Raw genomic sequence first — 23320 nt, 5'->3', positions numbered from 1 at the left:
GACCCCTGGCGCTAAAATCGCCCATAATCTTTGTGATTTCCCTCACTTTTTTTAAACAATTACGAAATTTTTTGATAACAATTCACTACTATGATGCTGTTTCTTTGCGCAGGGGCGGAGCAGAGGTAGAGGATGAAAGATGTCGTAATCGTCGGTGCGTTGCGAACGCCAATAGGCTGTTTTCAGGGCACATTATCGCGCCACTCAGCGGTGGAACTGGGCAGCGTGGTGGTGAAAGCGTTAGTCGAGCGCAGCGGTGTCGATCCCCAAAGTATTGATGAGGTGATCCTCGGTCAGGTCCTGACTGCGGGCACCGGGCAAAACCCTGCACGTCAGTCGGCCATTCGCGGTGGGCTGCCGAATACCGTTTCTGCTATTACCATCAATGACGTCTGCGGCTCCGGACTGAAGGCGTTGCACCTCGCAACTCAGGCGATTCAGTGCGGTGAAGCGGATGTGGTGATTGCTGGCGGCCAGGAGAATATGAGCCGCGCCCCGCATGTATTGACCGACAGCCGGACCGGCGCGCAGTTAGGCAATAGCCAGCTTATTGACAGCCTGGTCCACGACGGCCTGTGGGATGCGTTTAACGATTATCATATGGGCGTCACGGCAGAGAATCTGGCGCGAGAGTACGGCATCAGCCGTGAGTTGCAGGATGCATGGGCGCTCAGCTCACAGCATAAAGCGCGGCGGGCGATTGATTCTGGCCGCTTTCGTGATGAAATTGTGCCGATAGCGACCGAGCTCAACGGCACCCCGCGGCTGGTGGATACCGATGAACAGCCACGGGTTGATGCCAGCGCCGAAGGGCTGGCCAGCCTGCTCCCGACCTTCGATCGACTGGGATCGGTCACCGCAGGCAATGCGTCGAGTATTAATGATGGCGCGGCGGCGGTGATGATGATGAGCGAAGCCAAAGCTGAGGAGCTTGGGCTGCCGATTCTGGCGCGGATCCGCGCCTTTGCCAGCGTCGGCGTCGATCCGGCGCTGATGGGGATAGCTCCGGTACATGCGACCCGCCGCTGTCTGGAGCGTGCGGGCTGGAGGCTCGATGAGGTCGATCTTATCGAAGCCAATGAAGCTTTTGCCGCCCAGGCCATTTCGGTAGGTAGGGTGCTGGAGTGGGATGAACGACGGGTAAACGTGAACGGCGGCGCGATTGCTCTCGGCCACCCGATTGGCGCATCTGGTTGTCGCATCCTGGTTTCCCTGGTACACGAGATGATTAAACGCGATGCCCGCAAAGGGCTTGCCACGCTGTGTATTGGCGGCGGTCAGGGCGTAGCGTTGGCGGTCGAGCGCTAATAAGCCCATTCTGATGTGATTTTTCTAAGCCTCCTCGTGGAGGCTTTTTTGTTTTTATTATCGAGCACTTTTCCCCGCAAATTCCCTCGTAACCCTCTATTTTGTTGAGCTCGGTCACGTCTTGCTGTGCCATCTTTTTTGAAACAAATAATTACGATCTCGATCACTAAAACATTATTACTTAAAAAATAAAATGCAGTTTCATAAAAAAGAAACGATATTTTAAATTATAAGGGGTACCTCATGTTTGCAAAATCTCTGGCCCTTGCTGCACTCTGTGGCATGTCTTTCGCGGCTTCAGCTGTCACCGTCGATTTACGTCATGAATTTATCGATGGGGGGAAGTCGGACAAGAGCAACGCTGACCGCGTTTCCGTCTCCCATCGTTTCGCTAATGGTTTTGGCTTCTCCGTCGAGGCGAAGTGGAAATCAGGTGGTGATAGCGCCAGCCAGCCTTATTCTGATGTCATTGGTAATGGTCATGAAGAGACTATTAGCTGGCAGTGGAAGGCGGATAAAAACTTCTCAGTAACGCCCGGGTTTGCGATTGAAAGTAACGATAGCCGCTCAATCTATAAACCGAACCTGCGCGTACAGTACAGCTTCGATAACGGCTTCTATGTTGCTGCCCGCTACCGTTATGACTACACCCGTTATCCGGCGAATGCAGGTAAAGACGATGATAAGGTAAACCGTGGCGATGCATGGGCCGGTTACGTCCTGGGCGACTGGCGCGCTGAGCTGAACTACGTTTATGCGCGCAGTACGGAAGGTGTGAAGCGTAACGACAATAAACCGTACTCTCAGGAATACAACCTCAAGGTTGCCTATAAGCTGGATAAAAACTGGGCGCCGTACGGCGAACTCGGCAACGTCGGCGTCAACGACCGCAGCGACCGCCAGACCCGTTTCCGTGTCGGTGTTGCCTACTCGTTCTAAATTAAAAAAACCTCCTCATCGTTTTCCCCGGAGCAGTCAGCCGGGGTTTTCTGTTTGTGTTATCCAGGAGATGAACCGCGCGATCGGTAGCCCGGACAGGCGCATTGCGCCGCCTCCGGGAAGACCGTGTCTGGAAGGACCCGGGGAAAACTCTGGACATAAAAAAGCCCTCCAAAAGGAGGGCAAGGCCAGTTACAGAAACACTAACTCAAACTAAACAGTGGCTAATTCTATGCTTTCAGCATCTCAGGCTGAGACGGTAGCTTCGCGATATAAACAGCAGGCTTGCCGTCTTTATCGGAACTAAACAGAATTGCGCTATCGTCCGGCGTAAAGGATGGATGCGGATGAGTAACCTGGCGGCTATTCGCAACCGTTGCCCAGGAGGTGTCGTGGCGTGCGACGCGGAAATATGCCTGCTTCGCGACATCAAACGCGTACAGATAGGGGTCGTTATCGATGGTGTAGCCGCTGGTATCTTTCACATCGACCGGCGTACCGGAACCATCGCCCACCAGCATCGTGCCATCGAAGTTACTCATCAGATGCGAACATGCTGGCATCTGCATCACCGCTTCATTGACGCCGGTATCCGGGTTGAAGCTATAAATTGTCCGGCCCTGCTGGCCCTTCAGATAAGAAACATACATCAGCGAAGAACCGTTCGGTACCCAGAATTCATGAGTGCAGCTTTCACCTTGTGCATGCTCTTTGACTTTGCGCACGTTGCTGCCGTCTTCATTAACCATCCACATCCGCGCATCGACCAGGTCGTGCGGGCCTTCGTGGCAGAAGGCGACCGTGTTGTCATCGAAAGGACGATAAATCGGGTGACCCAGCCATTTTTTCTCTTCGTGAATCACACTGCTTTCGCCGGTTTGTAGGTCGACGCGCAGCAGGCGGCAATGGGGGCCTTTATGGAAGAAGTCGTGGAAAATCTGCCAGTCGTTGAGCGGCGTCCAGTCGCTTTTGGCAATCTCGATCCCAACCAGTTTGGTGCAATCGCTGTTTGCCACCCAGGTACCGTAGCCAACCCAATCATCGGCGACGCGATAAACTTCGCGCTCTTGCAGCGTGGTGAGGTTGACTTCCAGCAGCGTGCGGTCGTTCTTCACATAATAGAGGGATTTATCATCCGGAGAGAGGAAACCACCAAAGGTGTTATCACCGGCACCTTCCGTTAACTGTACCGCCTCGGCTTTCGCCAGATTCAGCAGATAGTAGTTCCAGTGGCCATCGAACTCACCAGCAAACAGCAAATGGCTGCCATCATTGAAAAAACACTTCTGATAGAAATAGTTACGATGACAGGTTACTTCCGGTGGGGTTAAGCGGGTGATTTCCGCGCCGGTGTCCGGATCGCGGCTGACTTCATAATTCAATTTAACCCGCATGCCTTTAGCCATGATGTACTCCTTTTCCTTCCTGAGATGTCGCCAGCCTGCGTGAGCTGGTCAGTGGAAGTTGATTTAAAAGATAGGTGTCAATTTATCAAAACATCGTTTCATTATTTGTGATGGTGGACGCAATTCGCAACAACTTCCCGTGGTGGATCGCACTTTTTTGTCGCCTGTCCAGCAGATGCCGGGATCACCTTTGTTTTATGGTCGTTTTTTTATGATCTACCGTCATTTTTCAAAGGTGTTGTAACTTATTGTATTTTATCGATTTAAATTGATTTTATTTTGCCGGTGGCGCAACGCTTCGTGATCTGTTTTGCATTTTCATGATTTACTTATCTTAAAATTGAAACAACGTTTTAATAATAATTGAAAATGACTTTAGCCAGGGCTAAGATGTGCTCACTGTAAAACGGAACTCTGTTTTATTTTTATGAGTAAATCCCTATAGAGTTCTTAAAACCATAAGGGTCTGTGCAAGCAGCAGGCTGGACCAATAGAACCTTGCCTGTGCCTACAGGCTCTGAAAGATTAAGGAACAAAGTATGATTCTCGATGCATTCTCCCTACAGGGCAAAGTGGCTGTTGTCAGCGGTTGTGATACAGGTCTGGGCCAGGGCATGGCGGTCGGCCTGGCGGAAGCCGGCTGCGATATCGTGGGTATCAATATTGTTGAACCGACGGAAACCATTGAACGCGTTACCGCGCTGGGCCGTCGTTTTCTTAGCCTGACCGCAGACCTGCGCCAGATTGACGGCATCCCGCAGCTGCTGGAGCGTGCGGTAGCTGAGTTTGGTCATATCGATATTCTGGTGAACAACGCCGGTCTGATTCGTCGTGAAGACGCTATCGAGTTTAGCGAGAAAAACTGGGACGACGTGATGAACCTGAACATTAAGAGCGTGTTCTTTATGTCTCAGGCGGCGGCGAAGCACTTTATCGCTCAGGGTAACGGCGGCAAGATCATTAACATCGCGTCCATGCTCTCTTTCCAGGGCGGGATACGCGTGCCGTCTTACACCGCGTCCAAAAGTGCGGTAATGGGCGTGACCCGTCTGCTGGCCAACGAGTGGGCGAAGCACGGTATTAACGTGAACGCGCTTGCGCCGGGCTATATGGCGACCAACAATACCCAGCAGCTGCGTGCTGATGAACAGCGCAGCAGCGAAATCCTTGACCGCATCCCGGCAGGACGTTGGGGGCTGCCGAGCGACCTGATGGGTCCGGTGGTATTTCTGGCTTCCAGCGCGTCTGATTACATCAACGGCTACACCGTGGCGGTTGATGGCGGCTGGCTGGCGCGCTAATTTTCGCCGCGTTATCAAAGAGTATGGACGATCCCCTCTCCCCTGTGGGGAGAGGGTTAGGGTGAGGGGAGAATGTGCAAAAAGCCCTCACCCCGGCCCTCTCCCGGAGGGAGAGGGAGAAAAACGAACCCTCTTCACTTTCAAGCGCATCTGTCAGCAATCTCACCCTGCTTCGGCAGGGTTTTTTTATGTATTAACAATAATTGTCCATATCATGAAATTAGAATAGTCCATATGGTTTATTTGTTTTTTAGCTGAACATCTATGTGTAATGGGTTTTTTCGATAATGAGATGATTTTTTTCTGTTCTTTTGAAAGTTGAATGTCCATCACAAAACGGCTACTGGTAGCTTATTAATCCATATCTTTGGCTCGTCCTGCCTGACACCTTAGTCCGCCGATATCGTACTTTCATCACATGTCTTACTCCGTCTGGCAGGAAAAAATGGCTTCAATTAATAACGACTCTACGTTAATGCCGCGTACGCAGCGCGATACCCGGCGCATGAATCAGTTTGTTTCGATTGCCGCCGCAGTGGCGGGATTGTTGTTTGGCCTCGACATCGGGGTCATTGCCGGGGCGCTGCCCTTTATTACCGATCATTTTGTCTTATCCAGCCGCATGCAGGAGTGGGTGGTGAGCAGCATGATGCTTGGGGCCGCTATCGGTGCGCTCTTTAACGGCTGGCTCTCGTTCCGTCTCGGGCGTAAATACAGTCTGATGGTTGGCGCCGTGCTGTTTGTCGCAGGCTCCATTGGCTCTGCTTTTGCGACCAGCGTCGAAATGCTGCTGGCGGCAAGGGTCATTCTCGGCGTTGCCGTAGGTATCGCCTCCTATACCGCGCCGCTGTATCTGTCTGAAATGGCCAGCGAAAACGTGCGCGGCAAGATGATCAGTATGTACCAGCTGATGGTAACGCTGGGGATCGTGATGGCATTTCTCTCAGACACCGCGTTTAGCTACAGCGGTAACTGGCGGGCGATGCTTGGGGTGCTGGCCTTACCGGCGGTTGTACTGATCATTCTGGTCGTCTTCTTGCCGAATAGCCCGCGCTGGCTGGCGGAAAAAGGACGTCATGTGGAAGCGGAAGAGGTGCTGCGGATGCTGCGCGATACCTCGGAAAAAGCCCGCGATGAGCTGAACGAAATTCGTGAAAGCCTGAAGCTAAAGCAGGGCGGCTGGGCGCTGTTTAAAATCAACCGCAACGTGCGCCGCGCGGTATTTCTCGGCATGTTGTTGCAGGCCATGCAACAGTTTACCGGTATGAATATCATCATGTACTACGCGCCGCGTATCTTCAAAATGGCCGGTTTCACCACCACCGAACAGCAGATGGTGGCAACCCTGGTTGTCGGCCTGACCTTTATGTTCGCCACCTTTATCGCGGTCTTCACCGTCGATAAGGCCGGACGTAAACCGGCGCTGAAAATCGGCTTTAGCGTTATGGCTGTCGGCACGCTGGTGCTGGGCTACTGCCTGATGCAGTTTGATAACGGCACTGCCTCCAGCGGCCTTTCCTGGCTGTCGGTCGGCATGACCATGATGTGCATCGCGGGCTATGCGATGAGCGCCGCGCCGGTAGTGTGGATTTTGTGTTCGGAAATTCAGCCGCTGAAATGCCGCGACTTCGGTATCACTTGTTCAACCACGACCAACTGGGTGTCGAACATGATTATCGGCGCGACATTCCTGACCTTGCTTGATTCAATCGGCGCGGCGGGAACCTTCTGGCTTTACACTGCGCTGAACATCGCTTTTATCGGTGTGACTTTCTGGCTGATTCCGGAAACCAAAAACGTCACCCTGGAGCATATCGAACGTAAGCTGATGTCCGGCGAGAAGCTGCGCAACATCGGCAATTAATTACAGCGACTCGCGCGGCAGCCACGGGCTGGCAACACGTACCGTTTCCCGATGGCTGTCGCCGTTAATGATATGCAGGGCGCTCAGGCGCCCGATGTCATAATGCGGGAGCTGTACCGTCGACAGCGGCGGTAAGAACAGATCGCCGATCCCCACCATATTGTCGTAACCCACGACTGCTACATCCTGCGGAATGCGCAACCCCTGAGCCAACAGCGTCTGATAAACCATAAATGCAATACGGTCGTTGCCGCAAATCACCGAGTCGAACTGCGGCTTTTGCTGTTGGATATGCGCTAACACGACGGCGGGAATATCGCGATAGTGTTCATCGCCGTAGGTCATATAGCAGTGATCGAGCGCGTCCGGGTCAATCCCCGCTTCCCGGCAGGCGCGTTCCAGCCCCTGACGGCGGCGGACGGTTGCGAGATGGTTAGCCGGTAGATGCAGACACAGCGGACGACGGTAGCCCGCAGCCAGCAAGGCCTGCACCGCCGTGTATTGTCCTTGTTCATCATCCGGAATATAGCTGGCGACCGGATCGTGCAGGCTTTCGCAGTTCGCCAGCACGCAGGGGAGGGTCAACAGCTTGGCCGGAAGCGGCACCTGTCGCAGCCCCATAGTGGTGTAAATGATCCCGTCCGGACGGTGAGAGAGCAGCAGATCGACAATGGTTTCCGGGCTATCGTCGGAGAACATATTAACCACAAAACTGTTCCAGCCGTGGGCACGCGCAGTTTCCTCGATGGAAAGCGTAATCTCTACCGAGAACGGCGTAGTCACGGTATCCAGCGCCAGTACCCCGATGGTGTTTGGCGTAGCGTGAGCGCCGCGGATTTTTTTCGCTGACAGATCGGGGACATAGTTGGTCTGTTCGATAGCCGCCTGGACGCGGGCCAGGGTCTCTGGTTTCAACCTTTCCGGGCTATTCAGCGCGCGGGAAACCGTCATCAGCGACACATTCGCCAGCTTTGCCACATCTTTCAGGGATGCCATATTGAGTGCTCCACCCTCGCCGTCGCAACGGGGTTTAACTAAGTTACTGATGTAAAAGGATCATACGATATTCTATCGTACACGTAGCGTGTGCGCAGGCGAGGAATATTTGATCGCGATCGCACTCTCATTATGTTAACGTTAACTTTTGTGATTAACATCATGAATCTCAGCAAAACGACATGAGTTTCGCTTTTTGTTAACGTTACCATATCAGTATTACTCCAACATGAGAATGTCATGATGAAAGCGCATCGCTCCCACAGCTACCCGTTACTCAGTGCGTTACTGTTCTTCTTTTTTGTCACCTGGTCCTCTTCAGGCTCTCTGCTCTCTATCTGGTTGTATCAGGAAGTGGGTCTGAAACCGGGAGACACCGGTTTTATTTACGCGGTGCTCTCCGTCTCTGCGCTGTTTGCGCAGGTTTGCTACGGCTTTATTCAGGACAAGCTCGGCCTGCGTAAGAATCTGCTCTGGTACATCACCGTTCTGCTGATCCTCTCAGGCCCGGCCTATATGCTTTTTGGCTACCTGCTGAAAATTAACGTGTTACTCGGCAGTATTTTTGGCGGGATTTATATCGGCCTGACCTTTAACGGCGGCATCGGCGTGCTGGAATCTTATACCGAACGTGTAGCGCGCCAGAGCCAGTTTGAATTCGGCAAGGCGCGGATGTGGGGTTCGCTGGGCTGGGCGGTGGCGACGTTCTTTGCCGGTTTGCTGTTCAACATCAACCCGCATTTAAACTTTGCGGTAGCCAGCTGCTCCGGCCTGGTGTTCTTTATTTTACTGGCGCGGCTGCGGGTTTTCTCTGCGTCACAGGCGATGGAGGAAGCGGTGGCTGGCGGTAAAGTGACGCTGGAAGATGCGCTGCGCCTGCTGACCCTGCCGCGTTTCTGGGCGCTGGTATTCTTTGTGATCGGCACCTGCATCTACGGCGTTTACGACCAGCAGTTTCCGGTCTACTTCTCCTCACAGTTCCCGACGCTGCAGGAAGGGAACGCGATGTATGGCTATCTGAATTCGTTCCAGGTCTTTCTTGAAGCTGCGGGCATGTTCTGCGCCCCGTGGTTGGTTAACCGCATTGGCGCGAAAAACGGCCTGATCTTCGCCGGAATGGTGATGGCGATGCGCATGGTGGCTTCCGGGCTGGTTGAAGGGCCGCTGCTTATCTCCATTACCAAGCTGCTGCACGCAGTCGAGTTGCCGATACTGCTGGTCTCTATCTTTAAATACAACAGCTTAAACTTCGATAAACGCCTCTCTTCCACGCTGTATCTGGTGGGCTTCGCCTGCACCAGCTCGGTTATCGCCACGATACTGTCGCCGCTGGCGGGCTATAGCTACGAGAAATACGGTTTTGCCCAGTCCTATCTGATTATGGGACTGCTGGTGTTCTGCACCACCTTTATCTCCATCTTCTTGTTGCGTTCCACGAAGTCCTCTTCGGACCCGCTGGTCTCGCAGCCCACCGCTATCTGAATCAAAAGAGTGAAGACTATGACGTACACAATTGCCAACGCTGAACAGGAATTACAGGCTAAACGCGAGGCGCTGAACTTGCGCTGGTATCCGCGCTACCACCTGGCCGCCCGCGCGGGCTGGATCAACGACCCGAATGGTCTGGTGTGGTTCGACGGCTGGTATCACGCTTTTTATCAGCATCACCCGTACTCGACCCAGTGGGGGCCGATGCACTGGGGGCATGCGCGCAGTAAAGATCTGGTTCACTGGGAGCATCTGCCGGTGGCGCTGGCCCCGGAAGGCCCGGAGGATAAAGACGGCTGTTTCTCCGGATCGGCGGTCGTTGATGGCGATACGCTGGCGCTGATTTATACCGGGCATAAATTCCACGGTGACGCCAGCGATGAGGCTAATCTCTATCAGGTGCAGTGTCTGGCTACCAGCCGCGACGGTATTCACTTTGAGCGCCAGGGGATCGTGGTCGATACCCCGCCGGACATGCACCATTTCCGCGACCCGAAAGTGTGGCGGGAAGGGGAGTGCTGGTACATGATCGTCGGCGCTCGCGATGGCGACACAGGGCAGGTGCGGCTGTATCGTTCTGCCGATCTGCGCCAGTGGCACGACGCGGGCGTTCTCGACGAGGCAGAGAAAGAGATGGGTTATATGTGGGAGTGCCCGGACTTTTTCACTCTCAATGGTAAACACATATTGATGTTTTCCCCGCAGGGGATTGCGGCAAAAGGCTATCAGAACCGTAACCTTTTCCAGAGCGGCTATCTGCTCGGCGACTGGCGGCCGGGCCAGGCGTTTGTTCGCGAGGGGGAATTTGTTGAGATGGATCATGGGCACGATTTTTATGCCCCGCAGAGCTTTCTCACCCCCGATGGCCGCCGTATCGTGATTGGCTGGCTGGATATGTGGGAATCGCCGCAGCCGGAGCAGCAGGATGGCTGGTCGGGTATGCTTTCGCTACCGCGCGAGTTGAGCCTGAGCGCGGATAACCGTCTGCAAATGCGCCCGGCTAAAGAGGTCGAGAGCATGCGCGGGGCCTGGTTCCCGTGGCCGGTCACAACGCTGAAAAACCAGCAGACGATGATGGTGGAAAACTGTGAAGCCATGGAGGTCATCCTGAACTGGGATTGCGCCAACAGCAGCGCTGAGCAGTATGGTCTGAGCTTCGGTGATGGTCTGCGTATTTACGTGGACGCGCAGATGCAGCGCCTGGTGCTGGAGCGTCATTATCCGCAGTATGGTCTGTGCGGGGTACGTAGCGTGCCGTTGACCGCAGGGGCAGAGCTGAAGTTAAGGATATTCTTCGATAGCTCTTCCGTCGAAGTGTTTGTTAATGATGGTGAGGCTTGTCTCAGTAGTCGTATATATCCGGATGCAGACAATCGCGAATTGGCTTTATTTGCCTGGAGCGGTTCGGCGTTTTTAACTGAAGCGGGAGCCTGGCAGCTCGAATAATCATTGTTTCATTATCGTTAATAACCCGTCTTCGACGATGGGCGGGTTATTATTGTCGTGTTTTACCTATAAATAAAAACTTAATTTAATAAAAGGGTTTGCCGATGAATAAAATCTGGGTCGGGTGTTTTCTGACGTCTTTATTTACCCCTCTGGCTAAGGCGCAGGAGCCATTAACACTCGAAGAACGGCTGGCGCAAATGGAGCAACGGCTGAAAGCGACGGAACAGCGGGCATCCAGCGCGGAGGCGGAGATCCGAGCGCTAAAACGTCAGGAGACGCCAACGGCGGTGGCCAGTACCGCACCCGCTAAGCCCGCTTTGCAGCTTAATGATTATGGTGAATTAAAATTCTATGGCGACGTTGAATTTAATATGGACGGCGCCAGCCGCACCGGTAGTTTAACGTCGGTGAAAACCAGCGCTAATAAAAACTGGGCACCGGGAGATAAAGAACGTTGGGATATTAACGGACGTATTCTTCTGGGCTTTGATGGATTACGCAAAGGCGCTAACGGGAAATATGCTGGATTCAGCGTCCAGCCGCTGGCGGATATGAATGGTAAAATGAATCTTGATGACGCGGCATTTTTCTTTGGTCAGGAGAGTGACTGGAAAATAAAAATTGGTCGCTTCGAAGCTTACGATATGTTCCCGCTGAATCAGGATACCTTTATTGAATATTCCGGCAATACGGCGAACGATCTGTATAGCGATGGTTATGGCTATATTTACATGATGAAAGAGGGGCGCGGGCGTAGCAGCAGCGGCGGTAACTTCCTGCTGAGTAAAAACCTTGATAATTGGTACTTTGAGGTTAATACGCTGGTGGAAGACGGTAGCTCTCTGTTTGTCGACCAGAATTATCATGGCAACGCGCTGGATAACCGCAAAAACGTGGTTTATGTGCGCCCGGTGGCGGCGTGGCAGTCGGGTGCGTGGTCGGTAGCTGCGGCGATGGAGAGTAACCTCGTCAATAACGCCTATGGTTATCAGAATCAAAACGGTCGCTGGGTCGATCAGTCCAGCCGCACCGGCTACGGCATGACGCTGAGCTGGAATACTCTGAAAACCGATGCCGAGGATGGGGCGGTGGTAAATTTGAGCACCGCGTATCTGGATGCGGCGGATGAAAAGGATTTCAGCGCCGGTATCAATGCGTTATGGCACCGCGTGGAGCTGGGCTATATCTATGCGCATAATAAAATCGACCGGTTTAATATGTCCGGTGTCAGCGCGGAATGTGACGGCGACTGCGCGATCCTGACGCCGGGGCGCTACGACATCCATACTATTCACACTTCATGGCTGCTGCCGAATATTATGGATATGCCGAACTTTAATATTTACCTCGGAGCCTATGCGTCGTGGCTGGATTCGTCGGCGGCGAAAAGCGGCAATACCGATGAGCGCTACGGCGCTCGGGTGCGGTTTAAGTATTTCTTCTGACCGGTTTTCCCGGGTTGCGGCGTAAACGCCTTACCCGGGCTACCCCATCGCAAGCTTGCGGCGGTCCCGTAGCCCGGGCAAGGCGCTTTGCGCCGCCCCCGGGATCAGAATGCAGAGTAGCTGAATGTCCCGGAGGCGATGCTGCGCATCTGTCCGGGCTACCCGTTTTTAGCCGTCTGCGGTCCCGTAGCCCGGGCAAGGCGTTTGCGCCGCCCCCGGGATCAGAATGCAGAGTAGCTGAATGTCCCGGAGGCGATGCTGCGCATCTGTCCGGGCTACCCGTTTTTAGCCGTCTGCGGTCCCGTAGCCCGGGCAAGGCGCTTTGCGCCGCCCCCGGGATCAGGATGCTGAGTGGCTGAATGTCCCGGAGGCGATGCTGCGCATCAGTCTGGGCTACCCGTTTTTAGCCGTCTGCGGTCCCGTAGCCCGGGCAAGGCGCTTTGCGCCGCCCCCGGGATCAGAATGCAGAGTAGCTGAATGTCCTGGAGGAGATGCTGCGCATCTGTCCGGACTACCGGCCCACAGCCGGGGACGTTGTCGAGCGACTACACCTCAGCCAGATACAGCGCGGGCATGCCTTCTTTATCGGAAGTAAACAGCACCCAGCGGTTATCTGGTGAAAATGACGGATGCGGATGCGTTGCCTGACGCTCGCCTTCGATGACTTTCCAGGTCGAATCATGACGGCAAATCGCTTTTTGCTCACCTGTATGAATATCAAATACCCAGATAAACGGATCGTTAAGATGAATATCACCGGTGCTGTGCGGCGCGCCGTCGCCGGTCACCAGAGAACCATCATGATTGCTCATCAGATGTGAACAAGGGGGGATCGCCATCAGTTGTTGGTTTTCCAGCGTTACCGGATCGGCACGATACAGATAACGATGCGGATCGTTTTCCTGATGCGCGACATAATAAAGCGCGGAACCATCCGGCACCCAGAACTCATGGGTAAAACTCTCTCCCGGTTGGTGTTGGCGAACTTTACGCATATTGCTGCCGTCAGCGTCGATAAGCCACATTCTGGCATCGATCGCATCGCGCGGGCCTTCGTGGCAGAAGGCGATGGTGTTGTCATCAAACGGACGATAAATCGGGTGGCCGAGCCAGCGTTTTTCCTGCAATACCACACGCTGTTCACCGCTGTGTAGATCGATATTAATCAGACGACATTCCGGTTCGGTAAAGTAAAAGTCGCGGAACTTGCTCCAGTCGGTCAGCGGCTGCCAGTCGCTTTTTTTGATTTCAATTCCCACCAGCTGGCTGCAATCGCTATTAGCAACCCAGGTGCCGTAAGCGACCCACTCGTCGTCCACCTGATAAACAACCTGTTCTTCCAGCGTCGCCAAATCCACGCGGCGCAGCTGTTGGTTGTTTTTGACATACCACAGCGCCTGGTCATCCGCAGAAAGAAAACCGCCGAAGGTATTATCGCCCGGCCCGTCGGTAATCTGAGTGGCCTGCTGGGCGGCGATATCGAGTAAATAGTAGTTCCAGTGGCCTTCAAACGCGCCGCCGAAAATCAGCTTGCTACCGTCCTGTGTAAAGCATTTTTGATAGAAGTAATTGCGGTGACAGATAACATGCGATGGCGTCATCCGGATCACCTGGTGACCGGTTTCGCTGTCCTGCGTGGTCCGAAAGTTCAGCGGGATGATTTTGCCTTTCATGATTGACTCCTTGCTAAAAAAATACCCCGCAGCCAGGGCTGCGGGGTAGGTACGGATAACGAGCCGTTAGCGCATCGCGCGGCGCAGGATACGGTCAGACTGACGCTGGAAATCTGCTGCCGTTTCTTCGACCGTTTTCTGTCCGTAATCGATGTACTGCAGAGAGGTGCCGAACTGGGCAACGATCTGCGGGTCATCGAAGTATGGCGACACGGAGAGTTTGGTTGGCAGGGACTGCGCCAGTCTCAGGCCGGATACCGCCGGGTCATCGGCTTTAATGGTGCCGTCTTCGGTCAGGTATTGCACCGCCACTTTACTCAGCGGTACGCCGCGCTCCAGGCCCAGGGTATCAACCCCTTCCTTGCTGTTCAGCAGGAAGTTAATGACTTTCGCCGCTGCTTCCGGGTTTTTGGTCGATTTACCGATGGAGAGCATCTGTGCTGGTTTAAAGAACAGACCCGCGTCGGTAGCGCCCGGCAGCATCGGATAGTTACCCAGATCCAGCTTCGCTGGCGGCTTCAGGTTATCGGAGTATTTGTTGATGGTGGAGTTCCACATATAGGTCCCCGCCCACTCGCCCTGAATCCACGGCTTCATTTCATACATATTGCTTTTGCCGAACGAGGCGTAGTACTTGGTGTCCGGCATCACGTGGCTGTCGATAAGCTTTTTATACATCTGGAAGAATTCGACCCACTGCTCTTTGCTGTAGGAGAACTTCTTGGTTTTTTCGTCGATAGCCGGTTGGTTATATTTCTGAATCATATATGAATTCAGCAACGCCAGGGTGTCCTGGTGCTCCAGCACCACCGGGTAATACTGTTTACCCAACTTGCTCTCGAAGGTTTTACCCGCCGCCATCAGTTCGTCCCAGGTTTTCGGGTACTCGACGCCGGCTTTTTTCCATGTCTCATCGTTGAAGTAGAACACGCGGGCGGTGACGGAAATGGGAATACCGTTAAGCTTGCCGTCCACCGTGGTGGTTTGCAGCTCTTTGGCATCGAACTGGCTCAGATCGATAACGTCCTTCATCTTATTCAGATCGTAGAAGCCTTCGCCGTTTTTCGAGAAGATCGGCAGCCAGTTCCAGTTGGTTTGCATCACGTCAGGTTCGGTGCCGCCAGCGATCTGCGTGGTCAGGCGTGAAAGGTGACCGTCCCAGCCGGTGTATTCTGCTTTAACGTTAATATCCGGGTTTTGTTTATGGAACTCTTCCAGCGCCTTCAGCGTCACCTGGTGGCGGCCGTTGCCGCCCCACCATGACATACGCAGGTCGACATCCTTCGCCATTGACGGTAACGCGGTAAGGCCCAGAGTTGCGGAGATTACGGCGCTTAAAAGCACTTTTTTCATTTTAATACTCCAGTGTTCACAGAGAGATGTTCTGTTCAGTTTTAGCGTCAAAGATATGGCACTTATTCATATCAAACTTAAAGTACACCTTACGATGAAGTCCTTTGGTGATCATGGGCTTAGCTTCATCAGAAGGAATTCGTGCAGTCAGTTCATACTCGCCAACTTTCAGGTAAATGAAGAATTCATGTCCCATGTTTTCGGCGCGAACCATTTCACCAATACAACCGCCTTCAGCGAACGGCTCATCGGAGAGCGAGACAAAATCAGGGCGAATACCATAGAACATATCCTGACCGGCGTAGCTGGCGACTTTCTCTTTTAGCGCGGCGCTTAACGGCATGGTCTGATTGCCAATAGTCAGGGACAGCTGGCCGTTATCTTCTGTCAGTTTGCTGGCGCGGATGTTCATTTCCGGCGAGCCGATAAAGCCGGCCACAAACATGTTCTTCGGTTTGTGGTAGAGGTTGTCCGGGGTATCCACCTGCATGATATGACCCAGCTTCATTACGCAAATGCGGTCGCCCATGGTCATCGCTTCGGTCTGATCGTGGGTTACGTAAACCGTAGTCGCCGGTTTACCGGATGCCTTCAACTGCTTATGCAGGTCAGAGATACGAATACGCATCGAAGCACGCAGCTTGGCATCCAGGTTAGATAACGGTTCGTCAAACAGGAACACGTCTGGCTTTTTCACAATCGCACGGCCTACGGCCACACGCTGAGCCTGACCACCGGAGAGCTGGCGCGGTAGTCTGTCCAGCAAATCGTCCAGTTCGAGGATTTTTGCCGCTTCGTTAACCTGGGCTTCGATCTGCGCTTTTGGCAGCTTGCTTAACTTCAGGCCAAAGGCCAGGTTTTCACGCACGGTCATGTGTGGGTAGAGCGCATAGTTCTGGAACACCATCGCGATCCCGCGCTCTTTTGGCGCGAGGTTGTTAACGATTTTTTCACCGATGCGTACTTCGCCGCCGCTGATGGTTTCCAGACCAGCCAGCATACGCAGGGTGGTTGACTTGGCGCAGCCGGATGGTCCGACGATCACCATGAATTCACCTTCAGCGATTTTCAGGTCGATAGCATGTACCGCTTTGAAGCCGTTGGAGTAAACCTTTTCCAGTTTGTTGAAAATAACTTCAGCCATGATATTTCCCTCTTAACCTTTAATTCCGCTGCTGGTAACGCCCTGTACGAAGTAGCGTTGTGCCAGGAAGAACACGATGATGGATGGCAGAATGGAGATGCTCGCCATTGCCAGAATTTCGTTCCACGGAGCGCCTTCCGTGACGTCGATGGACATTTTCAGCGCCAGTGCGATTGGATACTTGTCAACGCTGTAGACGTAAATCAGCGGGCCGATAAAGTCGTTCATTGACCACATGAACTGGAACAGCGCCACCGAGATAATCGCCGGTTTCAGAATCGGTACGACGACGTACCACAGCACCTGAATGGAGTTACAGCCGTCAATTTGCGCCGCTTCTTCCATGTCGCGCGGAACGCCGCGCAGGAACTGAATCAGCATGAACACGAAGAACCCTTGGGTGGCGAACGCCAGCGGCAGGTACAGCGGCAGATAGCTGTTCAGCATGCCCATTTCACGGAACATCAGGTACTGAGGAATCAACAGCACGGTGCTTGGCAGCAGCATGGTGGTGATAAGCGTTGCGAACCAGAACTTCTTCCATGGGATCTCGAAGCGGGCAAAGCCGTACGCCACGATGGTGGAGGAGATAATGGTCAGCAGTACTTTCGGGATCACATACTTGAAGGTGTTCAGCATGTAGTGGCCGACGTTGTACTCGGTGCCGGTTTTCCAACCGTTGATAAAACCATCCCAGGTCGCGTGGGCAGGCCACAGGCTCAGGGTGGTGAAGATCTCGTGGTTCGGTTTGAACGACGCCGAGAACATCCATACCAGCGGGTAGAGCATCAGCAGGCCAACGAACAGCAGGATTACATAGCGGATACTGGCGTTGATTTTCTCACGACGCAGAGTCCGTGCGACTTCACGTTCGGCAATGTCCCTTGCTTGCGAGATTTGTTGGATATCAGCCATTTTTGCCTCCCTTATCGGCGGAGTAGAACACCCAATATTTCGAAGACTTAAACGCAATGGCGGCAAAGACCGCGACGACCAGGAACAGCACCCATGCCAGCGCCGCGCCGTAACCCATATCGAAGTACTTAAATGCGGTGTCGTAGATGTAGAGCGAGAACAGATAGGTGGAGTAGGTTGGGCCGCCGCCGGTTATGACGTACGGGCCGGTAAACTCCTGGAACGCCTGAGTGGTCTGCATGATGAAGTTGAAGAAAATCACCGGTGTGATCAGCGGCACCGTGACCTTCATAAACATCTGCCATTTTGAAGCGCCATCGATCATTGCCGCTTCGTATTGAGATTGTGGCACGTTCTGCAGGGCGGCAAGGAAGATAACCATCGCTGAACCGAACTGCCAGACGCGCAGCAGGGTGACGGACATCAGCGCCAGCGAAGGCTCGCCGAGCCAGTTAACCGGGTCGAAGCCGAGCACGCCGATAAAGCTGTTCAGCAGGCCGTCGATGGCAAACAGTGCGCGCCACAAAACGGCAATGGCGACTGAGCTGCCGAGAATCGACGGAATGTAGTAGGCGGTACGGAAAAAACCGATGCCGCGCAGTTTAAAGTTGAGGACGAAAGCAATCCCCAGCGCGAAAGCCAGTTTTAATGGGATGGTTAAAAAGACATACGCAAACGTCACGCCCATGGATTTCCAGAAGAGGCCATCTTCAGTCAGCATGTAGCGATAGTTTTCGATGCCGTTAAACACCGGTGGACTCATCAAATCGTACTCAGTGAAACTGAGGAAGAAAGATGAAACAAAGGGAAAGGCGGTGAAGATTATCAACCCTATGATATAGGGCGATATCCATGCCAATCCCAGCATTCTGTTTTCATTCATACATACCTACCTGGCTTACGAGTTTGTAATACGGATTCGGGTTTAGTGCCTTTCCCGCGAGGAGTGTCGCCGGAAAGTTAATGCGTTCCTGGTATGTCAGCGATGAGTCATCCCTTGTTAGCTTTGAGTTTTTGAGCTCTTTTCACTCTAAAAATCCCTACAGAGCATGTGTTTTTTGATTTTGCCTTACCTGGTGTCCTGATTTTGTAAAACACCGTTTTAAATTTATTTTATTGCGATTTATTACAGAGTCATTCAGTTCATCTCGGAAATGTGATCAAAGTCGAAACGATGTTTCAAAAAATGCGAGCGCGCGCATTTTGCAGAGATAGCGGGGAGTTGAGAAGGGGGGTGAAAATGAGAGCTGAGGCTGGTCTGGCGGGGTTAATTGCTTTGCTAATGATTGTTATTGAACATACTTTATGACAATTATTTTTGGCGGAAAAGTTCAGAAAATGGTGGGCATGCGAGGCATGCCCTGGTGAGGGGAAACTATTTTTGCAGAAAATCCTGACGGACAGGGGTAAACGTATCGAGCAGCGTCCCCGGCTTCAGGCAGATACAGCCGTGCATGATTTCCGGTTTCTTGTAGAGCGTATCGCCCGCGCTAACCACGTGCTTTTCATCACCAATGGTGAATTCAAACTCACCGGAGAGCACATAGGTGAGCTGCTCGTGAGGGTGGTTATGCATTGGCCCGATGGCGCCCGCTTCGAAGTTCACCTCGACCGCCATCATCTTGCCATCATGCGCAAGAATGCGACGGGTGACGCCATTGCCCAGATCTTCAAGGGTGGTCTCTTTATGAAAAATAAACATCCGCTGATCCTGTAGTTAAATGAAACATCGTTTTATTTAATTTATCCTACAAAAAACCAAAAGGAAACGATCGTCAGGAGAAGGTGGAAAGTTGATCACAAGTTTGGTTCACTGAAGGACTTCACATAAGGAGCGAATGATGAAAACGATTGGCCTGTTGGGTGGGATGAGCTGGGAATCGACGATTCCCTACTATCGCCTGATTAACGAAGGTATCAAAGCGCGCCTGGGCGGTCTGCACTCCGCCAGCCTGCTGCTGCACAGCGTGGATTTTCATGAAATCGAGGCCTGCCAGTCCTCGGGTGATTGGGACCGTGCGGGCGAGATCCTGGCACAGGCGGCTTTCGGGCTACAGCAAGCGGGGGCCGAAGGCATCGTGCTGTGTACTAACACCATGCATAAGGTTGCCGAAGCCATTGAAACGGGCTGCGACGTGCCGTTCCTGCATATTGCCGATGCCACCGGGCGAGCGATTACTGCCAAAGGCCAAAGCCGCGTCGCCCTGCTTGGAACGCGCTATACCATGGAGCAGGATTTTTATCGCGGCCGCTTACAGCAGCAGTTCGCTATCGCCACGCTGATTCCTGAAGCTGAAGACCGTGAACGTATCAACCAGATCATCTTTGATGAACTGTGCCTGGGAACCTTTAGCGCAGAATCGCGTGACTACTATCTGCAGGTCATTGACGCCCTGGCGGAGCAGGGGGCTGAAGGCGTGATTTTCGGTTGTACCGAAATCGGTCTGCTGGTACCCGCAGAAAGCAGCCCGCTGCCAGTGTTTGATACCGCGGCGATTCACGCGGCGGATGCGGTGGAGTTTATGCTTTCGTAAGCACCGCTTCGAGCGGGGTCAGGATGCGCGGCAGGCTATTTTGCAGATGCAGAGCGAAAGCATCGACCAGCGCAGAGCCGGGGCGGTGCAGTGGGCGAACCAGGCTGACGGTAAACGGCACTTCAATACTAAAGCGGCGCACCACTACCCCGTTGCCGGCGTAATCCAGCGCGGTGAGTGGGTTAACCACCGAGATCCCCACCCCCGCGCGTACCATCGCGCAAATTGAGGCCGCGCTGTGCGTTTCGACGACCATTCGCCGTTTGACTTGATGATCGAGGAATAAAGCATCCAGTAATTGACGGTAGCTATCTGTTCGCGACAGGCTGATATAGTTTTCGCCGTGAAAATCCGCAGGCGTCAGCTCTTGTTTAGCGGCGAGCGGGTGGCCTTGCGGCAGTACGCACACTTCATTTAGCGTCAGCAGCGGCGTGCGCTCGGTTCCGGCGGGGGTATGGAGCGTTTCAGTCAGACCAAGATCGTGGCGCTGAGCTGAAAGCCACTCTTCCAGCAGCGGCGACTCCTGGGGGACGATTTGCAGGCTGACGTCCGGATAGCGCGCCAGAAAAGGTTGTAGCAACAGGGGTAAAAACGACTGGGAAAAAACCGGTAAACATACTACCGACAGCTCGCCCTGGCGGAATTCGCGCAGGCTTTCCGCCGCGCTGACGATTCTGTCGAGGCCATACCACGAGCGCTGCACTTCTTCAAACAGGCGTAGCCCCTGAACCGTTGGCTGCAGGCGACCGCGGGCGCGGGCAAACAGCTTCAGGCCCAATACCTTTTCAAAGCGCGCCAGCTCGCGGCTGACGGTCGGCTGCGAGGTATGCAGCATCCTCGCGGCTTCCGTCAGATTGCCGGTGGTCATTACCGCATGGAAAATTTCAATATGGCGCAGGTTTACGGCGGGCATGGGGGTTCCTCAAGTGACGTGAACTATATCATTTTTGCATAGACTGGCAATAAAACGATATTTTTTATTCCTTACAGGCTGTGGCGTAATCGTAAAAAAACACAAACAACGCACACACAGCACCGGAGTTCCTTATGCCACGCTCGCTTTACGCTACTGATACCGATCTGACCGCAGAGAACCTGCTGCGGTTGCCTGCCGAATTCGGCTGCCCGGTCTGGGTCTACGACGCGCAGATTATTCGTCGCCAGATTGCCCAACTGAGTAAGTTCGACGTCGTGCGTTTTGCGCAGAAGGCCTGTTCAAATATTCATATTCTGCGCCTGATGCGCGAACTGGGCGTTAAAGTGGATTCGGTGTCGCTGGGCGAGATCGAGCGCGCGCTGGCGGCGGGATACGATCCGCACCAGCATCCGGAAGATATCGTTTTTACCGCTGACCTGATTGACGATGCAACGCTGGAGCGGGTGAAAGAGTTGCAGATCCCGGTCAACGCCGGGTCTATCGACATGCTAAGCCAACTGGGTGAAGTCTCTCCGGGCCACCGCGTCTGGCTGCGCGTGAATCCAGGCTTCGGCCACGGTCACAGTCAAAAAACCAATACCGGCGGCGAAAACAGCAAACATGGGATCTGGTACAGCCATTTACCGGCGGCGCTGGAAGTGATGCGCCGCTACCAGCTACAGCTGGTGGGTATTCATATGCATATTGGTTCCGGCGTCGATTATGGCCATCTGGAACAGGTATGCGGCGCGATGGTGCGTCAGGTCATCGAGTTCGGCCAGGATCTGCAGGCGATCTCGGCCGGCGGCGGGTTGTCGATCCCCTACCATGAAGATGAGGAGGCGATCGATACCGATCACTACTTCGGATTGTGGAATGCGGCGCGCGAGCAGGTGGCGAAGCATTTGGGTCATCCGGTGAAACTGGAAATCGAGCCGGGTCGCTTCCTGGTGGCGGAATCCGGGGTGCTGGTTTCTCAGGTTCGCAGCGTGAAAGAGATGGGCAGCCGCCACTTCGTGCTGATTGACGCCGGTTTCAACGATCTGATGCGCCCGTCAATGTACGGTAGCTATCACCACATCACCGCTCTGGCGGCTGATGGCCGCGACCTTAGCGCTGCTGGGGAGATTAAAACCGTGGTCGCCGGGCCGCTATGCGAATCGGGCGATGTCTTTACCCAGCAGGAAGGGGGAAAGGTGGAAACGCGGCTGCTGCCAGCGGTAGTACCGGGTGATTACCTGGTGCTGCACGACACCGGCGCTTACGGCGCATCGATGTCCTCTAACTACAATAGCCGTCCGCTGTTACCTGAAGTGCTGTTCGATAACGGCAAAGCGCGGCTGATCCGTCGTCGTCAGACGATTGAAGAGCTGTTGGCGCTTGAGCTGCTATAAGTTGATGTGAAGGCGTTTTGCCCATAGTGCCCGCGTCTCTGTCGGGTGACGGCTTACCCGACGGGGATTGTGAATTTCGTAGGCCCGGTAAGGCGTTAGCCGCCGCCGGGCAATTGCAACTTCAGCTAATTATTTGTAATACGGCCCGGTTGTCACCGATTCGCGCAGCACCAGCGTACCGGTAAAAGGCGGGATCGTCTCAATCGGCTGATCGTTTGCCAGCTTGATCGCCTGATCGATAGCGGTGGTTATCATGTTATCGATCGGCAGATAGACCGTGGACAGCCCCGGTTCCAGCCATTTTGCGCTCGGCGCGTCATCGAAACCGAACAGCGAAATATCCTGCGGGATCCGCAGCCCCGCCTGATACAGCGCCTTCGAAGCGCCCAGCGCCATATCATCGTTACAGGAAAACAGCGCGCTAAACGGCGTCTTCTCTTCTAACAGTTCACGGCACAGTTCATAACCGCGGGTCATAGTGGAATCGCCGTACTTCACTTTGGCCGGATCCCACTCGATACCGTGTTTTTTCAGCGCATTACGATAACCTTCCAGACGGGCTTTACCCGTCGGCGTGTGCATCGGCACGGTAATACAGGCGATATCGCGATGACCCTGGGTAATCAGGTACTCAACGGCCTGAAACGCCGCGTCCTGTTGTTCGAAGAACACGCAGATCTCTCGCGCCTGGCTGACATCGCGGTTAATGACCACCAGCGGCATGTCGATGGACTCAATCAGCGACATGATTTTCTTTTCGCTCATATGGCGCGTGTAGAGCACGATGGCATCGCACTGGCGATCGGCCAGCATCTGCACCGCTTCTTCTTCACGCTCCGGCGCATCGTGGCCGTCGGTGACGATCAGCTGTTTGCCCCAGGCCTCCGTTTGTCGGGATGCCTGCTGTAGCAAGCGTCCGAAATAGAAACCATCAAAGGTGGAGACCACCAGACCGATGCTGTTGCTCGTGCGGTTAGCCAGCGAGCGGGCGAGAAAGTTAGGCCGATAGCCCAGCTCTTCCATCGCCTTAAAAACCTGTTGGCGGGTGCTCTCTTTCACTTGACCTGTGCCGTTCAACACGCGGGAAACCGTCGCTTTAGAGACGCCTGCGCGAATTGAGACATCCAGCATTGTTGCCATTGTTACGATTCCTGATATCACGTGGTAACGCGCAGTTTATCACAGACATTCAGGG

General features: G+C 53.8%; 19 protein-coding genes. 9 read left to right on the top strand and 10 right to left on the bottom strand.

Features of this window, described 5'->3' with window-relative positions; genetic code table 11:
• The first annotated feature begins 132 nt into the window (after nt 1-132).
• Both HV127_RS01695 and HV127_RS01690 read left to right on the top strand, forming a co-directional pair.
• Nucleotides 133-1308: an acetyl-CoA C-acetyltransferase gene (locus HV127_RS01695; RefSeq protein ID WP_182234739.1), complete on the top strand. Its 1176-nt coding sequence runs from the start codon at nt 133-135 to the stop codon at nt 1306-1308.
• A gap of 243 nt (nt 1309-1551) precedes the next feature.
• Nucleotides 1552-2247 carry an oligogalacturonate-specific porin KdgM family protein gene (locus HV127_RS01690; RefSeq protein ID WP_182234737.1) on the top strand — a complete coding sequence of 232 codons (696 nt, stop codon included), beginning with the start codon at nt 1552-1554 and terminating at the stop codon, nt 2245-2247.
• 230 nt (nt 2248-2477) lie between these two features.
• Here the strand turns inward: HV127_RS01690 and HV127_RS01685 are convergent, their stop codons facing one another.
• Nucleotides 2478-3653 (bottom strand): oligogalacturonate lyase family protein, encoded by a 1176-nt coding sequence (locus HV127_RS01685; RefSeq protein WP_110276420.1) that lies wholly within the window; start codon nt 3651-3653, stop codon nt 2478-2480.
• A 539-nt stretch (nt 3654-4192) separates the two neighbouring features.
• Here HV127_RS01685 and kduD point away from each other — a divergent pair.
• Nucleotides 4193-4954, top strand: a complete 762-nt coding sequence (gene kduD / locus HV127_RS01680; protein ID WP_110276421.1) for a 2-dehydro-3-deoxy-D-gluconate 5-dehydrogenase KduD — start codon at nt 4193-4195, stop codon at nt 4952-4954.
• 445 nt (nt 4955-5399) lie between these two features.
• A complete protein-coding gene (gene araE, locus HV127_RS01675) occupies nt 5400-6818 on the top strand; it encodes an arabinose-proton symporter AraE (protein WP_181484998.1) in 1419 nt (472 codons plus the stop codon).
• Here the strand turns inward: araE and HV127_RS01670 are convergent, their stop codons facing one another.
• Nucleotides 6819-7814 carry a LacI family DNA-binding transcriptional regulator gene (locus tag HV127_RS01670; protein ID WP_182234735.1) on the bottom strand — a complete coding sequence of 332 codons (996 nt, stop codon included), beginning with the start codon at nt 7812-7814 and terminating at the stop codon, nt 6819-6821.
• Between the two features lie 240 nt (nt 7815-8054).
• On the opposite strand from HV127_RS01670, the gene HV127_RS01665 reads away from it, so the two are divergent.
• The 3 genes from HV127_RS01665 to HV127_RS01655 all read left to right on the top strand — a co-directional run bounded on the left by HV127_RS01665 (nt 8055) and on the right by HV127_RS01655 (nt 12196).
• On the top strand, nt 8055-9296 hold the full coding sequence (locus HV127_RS01665) for an MFS transporter (protein ID WP_182234733.1): 1242 nt from the start codon (nt 8055-8057) through the stop codon (nt 9294-9296).
• An 18-nt stretch (nt 9297-9314) separates the two neighbouring features.
• Entirely contained in the window at nt 9315-10748 is a 1434-nt protein-coding gene (locus HV127_RS01660) for a glycoside hydrolase family 32 protein (protein WP_182234731.1), read from the top strand.
• Between the two features lie 104 nt (nt 10749-10852).
• The gene (locus HV127_RS01655) at nt 10853-12196 is read left to right on the top strand and encodes a carbohydrate porin (RefSeq protein WP_182234729.1); all 1344 of its coding nucleotides are present in this window, start codon (nt 10853-10855) and stop codon (nt 12194-12196) included.
• A 545-nt stretch (nt 12197-12741) separates the two neighbouring features.
• Here the strand turns inward: HV127_RS01655 and HV127_RS01650 are convergent.
• From HV127_RS01650 to HV127_RS01625, 6 genes are all read right to left on the bottom strand, one after another.
• On the bottom strand, nt 12742-13869 hold the full coding sequence (locus HV127_RS01650; protein ID WP_275944516.1) for an oligogalacturonate lyase family protein: 1128 nt from the start codon (nt 13867-13869) through the stop codon (nt 12742-12744).
• 66 nt (nt 13870-13935) lie between these two features.
• Nucleotides 13936-15222 carry an ABC transporter substrate-binding protein gene (locus tag HV127_RS01645; RefSeq protein ID WP_182234727.1) on the bottom strand — a complete coding sequence of 429 codons (1287 nt, stop codon included), beginning with the start codon at nt 15220-15222 and terminating at the stop codon, nt 13936-13938.
• Nucleotides 15223-15238: 16 nt separating this feature from the next.
• Nucleotides 15239-16366, bottom strand: coding sequence for an ABC transporter ATP-binding protein (locus HV127_RS01640; RefSeq protein ID WP_182234725.1), 1128 nt, complete (start codon nt 16364-16366; stop codon nt 15239-15241).
• 12 nt (nt 16367-16378) lie between these two features.
• Nucleotides 16379-17281 carry a carbohydrate ABC transporter permease gene (locus HV127_RS01635; protein ID WP_182234723.1) on the bottom strand — a complete coding sequence of 301 codons (903 nt, stop codon included), beginning with the start codon at nt 17279-17281 and terminating at the stop codon, nt 16379-16381.
• Entirely contained in the window at nt 17274-18164 is an 891-nt protein-coding gene (locus HV127_RS01630) for a sugar ABC transporter permease (RefSeq protein ID WP_110276431.1), read from the bottom strand. Before HV127_RS01630 ends, HV127_RS01635 begins: the two co-directional genes overlap by 8 nt.
• 492 nt (nt 18165-18656) lie before the next feature.
• A complete protein-coding gene (locus tag HV127_RS01625) occupies nt 18657-18983 on the bottom strand; it encodes a cupin domain-containing protein (RefSeq protein ID WP_110276432.1) in 327 nt (108 codons plus the stop codon).
• A 139-nt stretch (nt 18984-19122) separates the two neighbouring features.
• Here HV127_RS01625 and HV127_RS01620 point away from each other — a divergent pair, with 139 nt between their 5' ends.
• Entirely contained in the window at nt 19123-19815 is a 693-nt protein-coding gene (locus HV127_RS01620; protein ID WP_182240525.1) for an aspartate/glutamate racemase, read from the top strand.
• On the opposite strand, the gene HV127_RS01615 is transcribed toward HV127_RS01620, so the two are convergent.
• The gene (locus HV127_RS01615; RefSeq protein ID WP_182234721.1) at nt 19802-20728 is read right to left on the bottom strand and encodes a LysR family transcriptional regulator; all 927 of its coding nucleotides are present in this window, start codon (nt 20726-20728) and stop codon (nt 19802-19804) included. The genes HV127_RS01620 and HV127_RS01615 overlap by 14 nt on opposite strands.
• 134 nt (nt 20729-20862) lie before the next feature.
• Between HV127_RS01615 and lysA the strand changes: the two genes are divergently transcribed.
• On the top strand, nt 20863-22125 hold the full coding sequence (lysA, locus tag HV127_RS01610) for a diaminopimelate decarboxylase (RefSeq protein ID WP_182234719.1): 1263 nt from the start codon (nt 20863-20865) through the stop codon (nt 22123-22125).
• A gap of 129 nt (nt 22126-22254) precedes the next feature.
• On the opposite strand, the gene HV127_RS01605 is transcribed toward lysA, so the two are convergent.
• Nucleotides 22255-23256 carry a LacI family DNA-binding transcriptional regulator gene (locus HV127_RS01605; protein ID WP_182240523.1) on the bottom strand — a complete coding sequence of 334 codons (1002 nt, stop codon included), beginning with the start codon at nt 23254-23256 and terminating at the stop codon, nt 22255-22257.
• Nucleotides 23257-23320 lie beyond the last annotated feature (64 nt).

It is taken from the genome of Klebsiella sp. RHBSTW-00215, assembly GCF_014103785.1.
In the GTDB taxonomy this organism is placed as follows: domain Bacteria; phylum Pseudomonadota; class Gammaproteobacteria; order Enterobacterales; family Enterobacteriaceae; genus Klebsiella.
This window is presented reverse-complemented; position numbering and strand designations above follow the sequence as displayed.